General features: G+C 72.2%; 13 protein-coding genes. 5 read left to right on the top strand and 8 right to left on the bottom strand.

What is annotated here, in order from left to right; genetic code table 11:
- Nucleotides 1–377 precede the first annotated feature (377 nt).
- From ACFYW9_RS41035 to ACFYW9_RS41020, 4 genes are all read left to right on the top strand, one after another.
- Nucleotides 378–1259 (top strand): hypothetical protein, encoded by an 882-nt coding sequence (locus tag ACFYW9_RS41035; RefSeq protein ID WP_389160231.1) that lies wholly within the window; start codon nt 378–380, stop codon nt 1257–1259.
- Between the two features lie 130 nt (nt 1260–1389).
- Nucleotides 1390–1641, top strand: a complete 252-nt coding sequence (locus ACFYW9_RS41030) for a hypothetical protein (protein WP_329297802.1) — start codon at nt 1390–1392, stop codon at nt 1639–1641.
- 11 nt (nt 1642–1652) lie between these two features.
- Nucleotides 1653–2846, top strand: a complete 1194-nt coding sequence (locus tag ACFYW9_RS41025; RefSeq protein WP_389160230.1) for an SPFH domain-containing protein — start codon at nt 1653–1655, stop codon at nt 2844–2846.
- A 236-nt stretch (nt 2847–3082) separates the two neighbouring features.
- The gene (locus tag ACFYW9_RS41020) at nt 3083–4558 is read left to right on the top strand and encodes an FAD-binding protein (protein ID WP_389160228.1); all 1476 of its coding nucleotides are present in this window, start codon (nt 3083–3085) and stop codon (nt 4556–4558) included.
- A gap of 34 nt (nt 4559–4592) precedes the next feature.
- Here the strand turns inward: ACFYW9_RS41020 and ACFYW9_RS41015 are convergent, their stop codons facing one another.
- The 7 genes from ACFYW9_RS41015 to ACFYW9_RS40985 form a co-directional block, all read right to left on the bottom strand.
- Complete coding sequence (locus tag ACFYW9_RS41015) at nt 4593–5540, bottom strand: TauD/TfdA dioxygenase family protein (protein WP_389160226.1); 948 nt, start codon at nt 5538–5540, stop codon at nt 4593–4595.
- 316 nt (nt 5541–5856) lie between these two features.
- A complete protein-coding gene (locus ACFYW9_RS41010; RefSeq protein ID WP_389160224.1) occupies nt 5857–6324 on the bottom strand; it encodes a peroxiredoxin in 468 nt (155 codons plus the stop codon).
- Nucleotides 6321–6701, bottom strand: a complete 381-nt coding sequence (locus ACFYW9_RS41005) for a DoxX family protein (protein ID WP_351866819.1) — start codon at nt 6699–6701, stop codon at nt 6321–6323. The genes ACFYW9_RS41010 and ACFYW9_RS41005 overlap by 4 nt, the downstream gene beginning before the upstream one ends.
- A gap of 268 nt (nt 6702–6969) precedes the next feature.
- A complete protein-coding gene (locus ACFYW9_RS41000) occupies nt 6970–7395 on the bottom strand; it encodes a hypothetical protein (RefSeq protein ID WP_389160233.1) in 426 nt (141 codons plus the stop codon).
- 165 nt (nt 7396–7560) lie between these two features.
- Nucleotides 7561–7866, bottom strand: coding sequence for a hypothetical protein (locus ACFYW9_RS40995; RefSeq protein WP_389160222.1), 306 nt, complete (start codon nt 7864–7866; stop codon nt 7561–7563).
- Nucleotides 7867–7975: 109 nt separating this feature from the next.
- Nucleotides 7976–8410 (bottom strand): ATP-binding protein, encoded by a 435-nt coding sequence (locus ACFYW9_RS40990; protein ID WP_389160220.1) that lies wholly within the window; start codon nt 8408–8410, stop codon nt 7976–7978.
- 109 nt (nt 8411–8519) lie between these two features.
- Nucleotides 8520–8780, bottom strand: a complete 261-nt coding sequence (locus tag ACFYW9_RS40985) for a WhiB family transcriptional regulator (RefSeq protein ID WP_351866808.1) — start codon at nt 8778–8780, stop codon at nt 8520–8522.
- 265 nt (nt 8781–9045) lie between these two features.
- Between ACFYW9_RS40985 and ACFYW9_RS40980 the strand changes: the two genes are divergently transcribed.
- Nucleotides 9046–9750, top strand: coding sequence for a GAF and ANTAR domain-containing protein (locus tag ACFYW9_RS40980; RefSeq protein ID WP_389160218.1), 705 nt, complete (start codon nt 9046–9048; stop codon nt 9748–9750).
- A gap of 55 nt (nt 9751–9805) precedes the next feature.
- On the opposite strand, the gene ACFYW9_RS40975 is transcribed toward ACFYW9_RS40980, so the two are convergent.
- A complete protein-coding gene (locus ACFYW9_RS40975; protein WP_389160216.1) occupies nt 9806–11020 on the bottom strand; it encodes a phosphatidylserine/phosphatidylglycerophosphate/cardiolipin synthase family protein in 1215 nt (404 codons plus the stop codon).
- Nucleotides 11021–11197 lie beyond the last annotated feature (177 nt).

Raw genomic sequence — 11197 nt, 5'->3', positions numbered from 1 at the left:
CCCCCCCCCCCCCCCCCCCCCCCCCGCCCCCCCCCCCCCCCCCCCCCCCCCCCCCGCCCCCCCCCCCGCCCCCCCCCCCCACCCCCCCCCCCCCCCCCCCCCCCCCCCCGGCCGTGTCCGGGGGGTGTGGGAGCGTGCGGGCGCGGAGGTCGGCGGTTCGACCGACCCCGCGGGCGGTGAGGCCGGGCTCGATGCCGGCGGCGACGTGATGGCCGACGGGAGAGGGCGCGGGGAGAGGGCGGGAGGCGACGGGGAGACGGCGGGGGCGTGTCGGCGATGACGGGGTTCGGTGTCGAACGCGGATTGGTCTGTACATGACCAACATGGCGGGCCAGACTGTGCGCCGACCGGACACCCCCCATCGAGGAGCACCTTTCATGCGCATGCCCGCACGGCGACGTTGTCACGCGGTCCTGACCGGGCTCGTCACCCTCACCACCGCCGCCGTCCTCTCCGTGGCCACCGGAGCGCCGGCCTCGGCCGCCGACACCTGGAACGAGGTGGGTTCGGACCGCGCCGACCCGCTGACCGAGAGCCAGGGCCTGACCTCCGTCGAGGTCCCGGCCGGCAGCCCCAACCGCTACACGGGCATCGGCACCGTCCCCACGAGCGTGAGCAGCCGGGGCTGGAACCACGTGGGCGACCCGGACGCCTCGTACAACGGCTACTACGTGGAGCCCTACCAGAGCGACTCCGGCAGCGCGAAGATGTTCCGCGTGCAGGCACCGGGCGGCGCCTGGTCGGAGTACGTCCACAAGCTGAGCGCCGGAGAGGCGCTGAACAACTCGTTCGTCAGCATCGCGCCGAGCGGTACGTGGATGGTGTCCGGCGAGTACGGCACGATGAACCGGCTCCTGGTGTTCCCGACCCCCGGCGTCAACCCGGCCACATCGCCCTCGGCCGACCTTCCGTGGGCTTCCACCGTCACCCTCGACCACGCCGTGCGCGACGTACAGGGCTGCGACTTCGTCACCGCGACCCGGCTGCTCTGCTCGTCCGACGACCCCGCCGGCACGCTCTTCGGGATGACCAGGCCGCTCCTCCAGATCGACCTGTCCGGCGAGCCGAACGGCTCGGCCGACGTCTCCGGACACGTCACCGCGCTGCGCCAGCTCCCGCTGCGCAGCTCCTGCTCGGGCACCTTCGAGATCGAGGGCATCGACTACGACCGGCGCGGCGCCACCCTGCGCGTGATCGTGGTGTCCCCGGGCTTCTGTGTGCTGACCGACAGCAAGACCTACCGCTTCACCAGGAGTTGAGCCCACACTTCTCCTGAGGCCCGGGCGCGTACCCCGCCGAGCGGCTGCCGACCGACGGGGGGCGTGCGCGCCCTGAGAGGGCTGGGTCTAAGGTCGGAGACAGATTCAGAGTGATGGGGGGTGGCCGGCTGTGGTGAAGGACGAAGCCGTGATCGGCTGCACGGGGGAACTGCTCATCGGCACCCGGGGATCCGCCGGTCCCGGCGAGATCCTGGTGCGTGTGAGAGGCGGATCCGAGACCTTCCTCGCCTGGTCTCGGGAGCCCCTGCCGAAAGGGGCGACCGCGCTGGTGATCGAGTCCAGGGGATGTCGCACGGTCGACGTCATCGAGTGGGCCGACCCCCTGGACGCGCTGGACGGCGACGCCGTCGGCGCCGGTTGAGAAGGAGAAGCATGTTCGGTTATCGCGTACCCGCTCCCGACGAGGCGATGTTGATCTCGGGTGGCAGGCGGGGACTGGGGGGCGCGCCGTTCCGAGTGGTGACGGGGCACGGAAAGTTCGTGCTCCCCATTTTCCGTAAGACCCGCTTCCTGACCCTGTCCATGTGCGAGGCGGAGGTCACCGAGACCTGTGTCACGAGGCAGGGCATCTCGCTGCACGTCCGTGCCGTGATCGCTTTCAAGGTGGGCAACGACACCGAGAGCATCATCAACGCGGGGCAGCGGTTCCTGTCCGACCAGGACCAGATGTCGGTCCTGACGGGCCGGATCTTCGCGGGCCATCTGCGTTCCATCATCGGTTCGATGACGGTCGAGGAGATCGTCACCGAGCGGCAGAAGCTCGCCGCCGAGGTCCTCGACACCTCGAAGCTGGAGATGGCGAAGATCGGCCTGATCGTCGACTCGCTCCAGATCCAGTCGATCGACGACGGAGACACCGGCTACATCGACGCGATGTCCGCGCCGCACAAGGCGGCCATCCAGCGTCAGGCCCAGATCGCCCAGGCGCAGGCCACGCAGGCCTCCGTCGAGGCGCAGCAGGTGGCGGCGCGCAACCAGGCCGAGTACGCCCGGCAGACGGCCATCGTGCAGGCGGAGTACTCGGCCGAGGTGGACCGGGCACAGGCGATGGCCGCCCAGGCGGGCCCGCTCGCCCAGGCTCACGCCCAGCAGGAGGTCCTCGCGGCGCAGACCGAACTCGCCCAGCGTGCCGCCCAGCTGCGTCAGCAGCAGCTCGTCGCCGAGGTCGTCAAGCCGGCCGAGGCGGAGGCCGAGCGGATCAAGGTGCTCGCCATCGCCGATGCCGAGCGCATGAAGATCCAGGCCGAGGCGGCCGCCTCGCACGACCGGGTCGCGCTCGACCGGATGCTGATCGACCAACTGCCCCTGATCGTCAAGGAGGCGGCCGGCGGTCTCGCGGGCGCCAACGTCAACGTCCTCAACGGCGCCGACGGTCTCGGCGAGATAGCGGCCGGCCTGGTCGCCCAGGGCTTGACCATCCTCGACTCGGTCCGCCAGAACCTGGGCGGGCAGAACGCCGAGGGCGGCGCCGCGAAGGCGAACAGTCCGCTCGAGCTCCAGGGATACAGCCGCACGCCGGTCGACGTCGACGGCGACGAGCCGAAGGGCGCCTCGCCGGCCAACTGACCGTCCCCGGTTTTTCGTCCACCGCGTCCGCCGTCCCTCCCGGGGCGGCGGACGCGGCCGTTTCGCCCGGCACCGGGCGGGAGGGGCGCCGCGGCCGGCCGTCGGCTCCGACGGGACGAGGCCGGACCCGGGCCGGCGCACCAGTGACCCCGTTCGGATCAACCGGCCCCAAGGGCTCTCAAGTCCCTTACACTCTGCCCCAGTTGATCTCGATGCGGCCGCCCCTGGAGGAGCGCATGCCCCGGACACCCTCGCGACGTACCGCACTTCAGGGCCTCGCCGCCGCCGGCGCCGCGGTCGTCGGGTTCGATCCCTTCACCCGGAGCTGGGCGGCCGCCACGACCGGCACCGGCCGCCGGCCGCTCGCGGGCCTCCCGCCGCTGGACGGGAGCGTGCACACCGACGACGCCTCGCTCACGGCGGACGCCGACGACTACGGACACATCGTCCACCGGCGTCCGGCCGCGGTGCTGCGACCGGGTTCGGTGCGAGACGTCGTCGCGATGGTCCGCTTCTGCAACGAGCACGGTGTGTCCGTCGCACCGCGCGGCCAGGGCCACGCCACACAGGGGCAGGCACAGGTCGACGGCGGCCTGGTCATCGAGACCGCGCCGCTCGCCTCCATCGGTCCCGTCGGACCGGGCAGTACGACGGTCACCGTCGGCGCGGGCGCCAGATGGAGCCAGGTCGCCCACGCCACCCTGGCCCACGGACTCACCCCGCCCACCTTCACCGACTACCTCGAACTCTCCGTCGGCGGAACCCTCTCGGTCGGCGGCATCGGAGGCCAGACCCACCAGCAGGGCGCCCAGGTCGACAACGTGACGGAACTCCAGGTCGTCACCGGCGCGGGTGACCTCGTCCGCTGCTCCCCGACCCGCCACCGCGATCTGTTCCACGCCGTGCTCGCCGGACTCGGCCAGTGCGCGATCATCGTCGGCGCCACGCTGCGCCTGGTCCCCGCGCCCGGGACCGTACGCCACTACCTGCTGCCGTACGACGACCTGCGCACGTTCCTCGACGACCAGCGACTGCTCGTCGAAGAGGGCCGTTTCGCCTACGTCGAGGGCCAGGTGACCGCCGACGCCGGCGGGGCGTTCAACGGCTACGTCCTCGAAGCCGTCGCCTACGGGCCGCCCGCCGGTCCCGCCCCCGACGACACCACGCTGCTGCGCGGGCTGCGGCACGACCCCGCGGGCGTGCGGACGAGCGACCTCGGCTACTACGACTTCCTCGACCGGCTCGCGCCCTCCGTCGCCGCCCTCAAGGAAGCGGGCCTGTGGGCCTTCGCCCACCCCTGGCTGAACCTGCTGCTGCCCGGCCGTTCGACGGCGGCACTGGCGGAATCCCTGCTGGCGGACCTCACCCCGGCCGACCTCGGGCCCGGCGTCGTCCTCCTGTACCCGGTGCTGCGCCAGAACCTGCGCACCCCGCTGCTGCGCACTCCCGACGACCGGGTGTCCTATCTGCTGGCCGTCCTGCGCACGACCCCGCCCGAGGACACCGCGACCGTCGACCGTCTCCTCGCGGCCAACCGCGCCGCCTACGACACCGTCCACGCGGCGGGCGGCACCCACTACCCGGTCGGCTCGGTCCCCTTCGGCGCGGCGGACTGGCGCGAGCACTTCGGCCCCGCCTACCGACGGCTCGCCACCGCCCGGCACACGTACGACCCGCGAGGAATCCTGGTCCCCGGGCAGGGCGTCTTCTGACGGAGGTGTCCCGTCCCCGGCCCGGGGACCGCGCTCACCAGCGGCCGGGCTCGCCGCCCACGATCGGCGCCGACGGCACACCGGTCACCCCCCTCGGGACATCACCGGCCAGCATCACCCGGTGCATGACCCGGGGGTGGTCGAGGTGGGCGGTGTCGCTCGGTGCCAGATGGATGGTGGCCCGGTTGTCCCAGAAGGCGACACTGCCCGGTTCCCACCGGAAGCGGACCGTGTACTCGGGCCGGGTCGCCTGCTCCAGCAGCATGTCCAGCAGCGCCCGGCTCTCCGGCCGGGACACCCCGAGGATCTGCTCGACGTAGTAGCCGTTGACGAACAGCACCCGCTCACCCGTCTCCGGGTGCGCCCGCACCAGCGGGTGGTCGGTGGCGATCTGACGGTCCAGGAGATGACGGACGTACGCGTCGTCGCCCGGCCGGCTCTGGTACCCGACCCCGAGCCGGTGCTCGGCGCGCAGGGTGTCGACGAAGGCGCGCACGGGAGCGGAGAGGCCCGCGTAGGCGACGGCCAGGTTCGACCAGGTCGTGTCGCCGCCGTACGGGGGCACGGTCTCGGCGCGCAGAATCGTCGCGGCCGGGGGGTCGACCCGGGCGCCGTGGTCGCAGTGCCACCCGCGCAGCAGCGAGTGACGGCGCCTGCGCAGCCATTCCTCGTGGTCCATGCCGTAGCGCCCGCCCAGTTCGAGACGGTCGGCCGTCGTCTCGATCTCGGGGAACTCCACGGGCGACGCGCTGCCCCGGGAGCGGAGACGGACCGGAGTTCCGAAGCGGCGCGCGAAGGCGACGTGCGCGGCGTGATCGAGCCGCTGGCCGCGGAAGAACAGGACCTTCCAGCGCAGTACGGCCGCCCGGATCGCGGCCACGACCTCGTCCGTCAGCGGTTCCGCCAGGTCGACTCCCGTGATCTCGGCGCCGATGTGTCCCGCCGCCGGCCTCACTTCGAGGCATGTGACCTGGTCCGTCATGGGGCCTCCGTGGTTCGTGTGTCCGGTCTTCGGCTCCAGGATGACCGTTCGGCCGGGAACGGGACAGGCCGCCTCGCGCGCGGTGCAGGGAGGCCGCTCGCGCGCGGGCGCACACGGGAGGCGCGCGGCGCGCACGGGGTGTGTCCGGCGTCCCCCACGTCACCGGGTCGCACTCCCTGTCGGCGGACACGGGCCGTACCGAGAATGGGGCACAGTGAACGGGGCCCGCCCTCCATCCGCATAGGGGCGGGGCCCGTTCACTCCGTACAGGGGCCGTGCGCGAGACGGGGCCGTGCGCGACGCGCCCCGGGACCTCTCAGCCCTTGTGGTCGCGCAGCGCGGCCAGAGCGCGGTCGGCGTGGGCGCTCATGCGCAGTTCGCTGCGGACCACCTCCAGGACGGTGCGGTCCTTCGCGATGACGAAGGTGACCCGCTTGGTGGGGGCGAGCGAGAAGCCCCGCTTCACCCCGAACCGCTCCCGCACGGCTCCGTCGACGTCGGACAGCAGCGGGAAGCCGAGCGTGTGACGGTCGGCGAACTCCTGCTGCCGGTCGACCGCGTCACCGCTGATCCCGACCGGCCGCCCGCCGGCGGCCGTGAACTCGGTGGCCAGATCGCGGAAGTGGCAGGCCTCGGCGGTGCAGCCGGCGGTGAGGGCCGCGGGATAGAAGAAGAGCACCACCGGCCCCTCGGCCAGCAGCTCGGACAGGCTCCGCGTCGCCCCGGTCTCGTCCGGCAGAGCGAAGTCCTCGACCTGGTCGCCCACGTTCACCTGAGATGTCATGACTGTCCCTTTCCGGACCGGGCGACTCCGCGCGCCCACAGTATGAGCGGCACCTGGAGCGGGAGCCGTGCCAGGGCCGCGGCCCTGAGCGGCGCGGGGCGGTCACGCCAGTCCGCGGCCATCTTGACGTTGGCGGGGAGGACCCCGACGAAGAACGCGGCGGTGGCGAGCGCGGCGACCCTGCGCGTCCGGGGGAGTGCCACCCCTGCCGCCAGGGCGAGTTCGGCGGCGCCGCTCACGTACGTCCAGGTCCTGGGCGCTCCCGGGAGAGCGCGCGGGATGATGGCGTCGAACTGCCGTGGTGCGGCGAAGTGGGCGACGCCCGCGGTGGCCAGAAGGCCTGCGAGCAGCAAGGGTGATCGTTCGGGCCGTGGCACGGTTCCTCCTCGGGGGGCCTGCCCGCGGATATTACTGCAGAGTAAGTGCCAGTGGTACGGGTGGGACACGTCGGTCGGCCGTCGTTCGGATGGCGTCCGCATGCCCTCCGCGTGCCGTCCGCATCCCCTCCACGTGCCGCCCGCGTGCCGTCCGAGGGCCGGAGCGGGGAGTCGGGACGTCAGGGCGTACCGGCGGGCGTACCGGCCGGGAGTCGGGTGTCAGGGCATGACGGCGGGGAGCCGGGTGGTCAGGGCGTGCGGCAGGGAGTCAGGCCGTCAGGGCGTGCCGGAAGCCGCTCGCAGCCATCCGTTCGCTCCGACCGGCCGCTTCGTTCCGCCCCGTTCCCTCACTCCGCCCCGTTCCCTCACCCCGTCCGGTCGTCTCGCCCCGGCCCACGGTGGTCGTACGTGCCGTGGCCTGGACGGCGTACGTGGTCTTCGCGGGGTCGACGAGCGGGTCGCCGAGCGTGATCCGTCCCGCCGCGTGCAGCGCGTCGCACTCGCCGGTGGGCAGGGCGACATAGCAGCCGCCGCGCCCGGTCGAGGGATCGAAGGGAAGCCAATAGCCGTACCGACGGCGGCCGTTGGCATGCACGGTGAGGCGGACGGGGAACCGGCGCTGGGTGATCAGACGCAGGATCTCGGCACCTTCGGGGCCGAGCGGGGCGGGCGTGCGGGGCAGCGGCCGCAACATGGTCACCGGCCTCCGATCGGCGCTCGCGGCACGGCACGGAGGTGCGGGGTCGGCGTCATGTGCGGGCGGCCTTTCGACGGACGGACGGGATCACGGCACGGGTGCGGTGATCTTCTGGCTGACCAGCATTGTTCCGTACGGGACTGACAACGGGGGAGGAACGGCTCAGCCATGTTGCTTCGATGCCGGTGTGCGACGGGACCGGACGGCGAGCTGGCCTTGGACGAAGGGGTCCGTGGCGGGGTCGTAGGACCCGGCGTGGTCGGCCAGGGTCTCGGTGATCCGCTCCCATTCCTCCAACTCCGTCTGCGTGTCGGGCGTCGTCCCGCCGGCGGACGGACTCTCCTCGGCCGCCTTCCTCGCGTCGTCGAGGGCCGCCTTCGCCCGGTGATGGTTCATCCCGGTGGCGGTGCGGCGCACCCGGTCCCACACCGCGTGCTCCCGCTCGGACGGCTCCGGCTCCTGACTCAACGCTCCACCTCGATCGTGCGACGGAACAGCTTCCTCACCGCAACCGTGTGCCCATGCGGCGCGGAACGACACCTCCGCGTCGGCGTGCGCGGACGCGGGTGCCGTTCCGTCACCAGGGCAGGAACGCGTGGACGTCCTTGCCGTCGGGCCGCACGATCACACTCACCTGGTCGCAGAGCGCGTGGACGAGATGCCAGCCGATGCCGCCCCCGCCCTGGGACGGGCGGAAGCGGCGTGGCGCGGGCGGGGTGGTGCTGGTGTCGTGGAGCGTCACGTGCACACCGCCGATGGTGGGACGCATCTGGAGCTCGAAGGGGCCGGGAGCGTACTGGATCGTGTTCGCGGCGAGTTCGGTGACCACCAGCAGGATGTCGTCCCAGTGCTCGGCCGCCGACGGTGGTGTCGCTCGCGCGAGGGCCCGCAGATAGCCGTCCGCGGCCAGCCGCGCGTCGGACACGTTGCGCAGCTCGCCGCCGAACGCGCTGGTGAGCGTCCCCGGTCCCCCGTACGACGACTTCCTGTTCCGGCTCGGATCGATCTCCATCGTGCCCTTCGTTCGGATCTCGTCGGCGGAATGTTTCTCGCTGCGCCGCGACCCGGTCGCCTGCTCCGAACCCGGCCCTGTGGCGAGGCCCGGTGCTGCCCCTCCCGCTCTACGCGGAGGTGCTCCGGGAGCGCCCACGGGAGCGGCGCCGCGCCAGCGCACGCCGTTCCGCCTCGCTCGTACCACCCCAGACGCCGACGGTCTGGCCCGTGTCCAGGGCCCAGCGCAGGCACTCCTCACGGACCGGGCAGCCCGCGCAGACCGCCTTCGCCTCCTGGATCTGGAGCAGCGCGGGTCCGGTGCTCCCGATGGGGAAGAACAGATCGGGGTCAACGGTGCGGCAGGACGCGCCTTCGCGCCAGTTCTCCATGCGAGCCTCCTGAATCGAGTCGAACGCGTTCTTCGGAATCCGGTCCCTTCCCGGGTCACCCTTGATCCGCCGGATGAAACAGGCGAGTCGTGCAAAGATCCCGTGGATACTGGAGCGGCCGTACGGGGCGGCCGCGCCGTACGACGGACGCGCCCGGGCCGGCGTACGGACGTTCCTCCACCGCCACGGCGGGGGTGTACCGCGGTGTCACAATGGAACCCCCGGGTGAAGGCCGGTTTCGCTTCGACGGATGATCGGATGGCCCATGACGCAGGAGTCCGGCGAGGTCTGGGAGAAGTTTGCCGTCGCCCTGGCGGACATGGCACGGGACCTGCTGGCGCAGGACTCGGTGCAGGCGACCTTGGACCGGATCGTGCAGCACGCGACGGTGCTGATCAACGGCTGCGACGAGGGCGGCATTCTCACCGTCCGCCGCGGTGAGGTCAGGGCGCTGGCCGCGACCAGTGACGTCGTGCGCGTGGCGGACCGGATCCAGCAGGACCTGCGGGAGGGACCGTGCTTCGACGCGGTGACCGACCGGGAGCAGCTCTACGCCATCGAGGACCTGCGCCGACCGCACGAGAAGTGGTCCCGCTTCGCGCCCGAACTGAGAAAGCTGGGCATGGGCAGCATGATGGGCTTCCTGCTCTTCACCGACGAGGACGAACTCGGCGCCCTCAACCTGTACTCACGCCGTCCGAACATGTTCGACGAGTCGGCCCAGAGTGCCGGCTGGGTCCTGGCCTCGCACGCCGCGGTCGCCCTGTCCTCGGCCCGTACGCACCAGCAGCTCGGCCATGCCCTGGAGACCCGCCACGAGATCGGTGAGGCGATGGGCATCCTCATGGAACGGCACGGCCTCAGCGAGGAGGACGCCTTCGCCGTGCTGAAGAAGGCCTCCCAGGACCACAACATCAAACTGCGGGAGATCGCCCGCAAGGTCTGCGAGACCGGCGAGCGGCCCCGCTGACCCCTTCACCGATCCCGTCCGGGCTCGGACGGGATCGGGGTTCGTCCGACAGTCCCTAGAGGAAACGACGCAGGGGTACGACGGCCAGTTCCTTGGCGCGCTGGACCGGGGACCTGCGCCGCCAGCGGGTCGGGTCGATGTCCACGGCGTTCTCCCGGTCCTCGTCGAAGTCCCGGTCGAGGGCCGCGGTGAACGCCTCGTCGAGGACGGCCAGCATGACCTCCTCGTCGTGCTCCATCGAGCGGCGGTTGAAGTTGCTGGAACCGATCAGGGAAGCCACCCCGTCCACCGTCATGATCTTGGTGTGGAGCATGGTCGGCTGGTACTGGCGTATCTCGACACCGGCGGCCAGCAGCGTGCCGTAGTGGTTCTGGCCGGCGAGCTGACAAGCCCGCTGGTCGGTGTACGGACCGGGCAGCAGGATCTCCACCCGGACACCGCGGCGCGCCGTCGCGCACAGCAGGTCGACGAAGTAGGTGTCGGGAGCGAAGTAGGCGGTGGCGAGGCGGAAGCGTTCCTCCGCGGAGCCGAGCATCACCCGGACGAGGGTCTGCATGTCCTGCCAGCCGAAACTGGCCGAGCCCCGCACCACCTGCACCGTCGCCGTCCCCGGCTGACCGTGCCCGGTGAAGCGGTCCTGGTCGTCGAAGAGCTCGTCGTGGCACTCCGCCCAGTTCTGCGCGAACGCGGCGGCGATGCCGTCCACGGCCGGCCCCCGCACCTTGACGTGCGTGTCCCGCCACTCGGAGGGACCGCGGGCGTCCCCGCACCATTCCTCGGCGATACCCACGCCGCCGGTGAACGCGGTGTGCTCGTCGACGACGAGCGCCTTGCGGTGACAGCGGTGGTTCTGCTTCAGGGGCGAGAGCCACAGCGGCTTGCGGAACCACGCGACCTGCACCCCCGCCGCGGTCATGGACCGCAGCAGGTCCCCCTCGATCCGCTTCGCGCCGAAACCGTCCAGCAGGAGCCGCACCCTGACACCCGCCCGCGCCCGGTCGGCCAGCGCGGCGGCGAAGTCACGGGCTATCTGCCCGCGCCAGTAGACGAAGGTCATCATGTCGACGGTGTGCTCGGCGGACCGCACCGCGTCGAGCATCGCGGCGAAGATCCGGTCGCCGTTGCGCAGGGGAACCAGCTCGTTTCCCTCGGTGGCGGCGATGCCGATCAGCCGTTCCAGGCGTCTGCGGAACCGCTGCTTGCGGCGGCGCGCCTCCGCCGGGGCCACCGTTTCGTACGTCTCGACTCGTGCAGCGATGGTCTGGGACATCCGCAGTCTCCTGTTGTGCGTGCCGCGTTCCGACAGTCCGTGCCGCGTTCCGTCCGGTCGCCCAGGGCGGGCACGGAGGAGTGCCGGGGGGGGGGGGGGGGGGGGGGGGGGGGGGGGGGGGGGGGGGGGGGCGGGGCGGGGCGGGGGGGGGGGCCGCGCCCCCGCCGCCCCGCCCCG

Origin of the sequence: Streptomyces sp. NPDC002698, assembly GCF_042888945.1 — a bacterium.
Lineage (GTDB): Bacteria > Actinomycetota > Actinomycetes > Streptomycetales > Streptomycetaceae > Streptomyces.
Note: the sequence above shows the minus strand (reverse complement) of the source record. Positions and strands in the feature narration are given on the sequence as shown.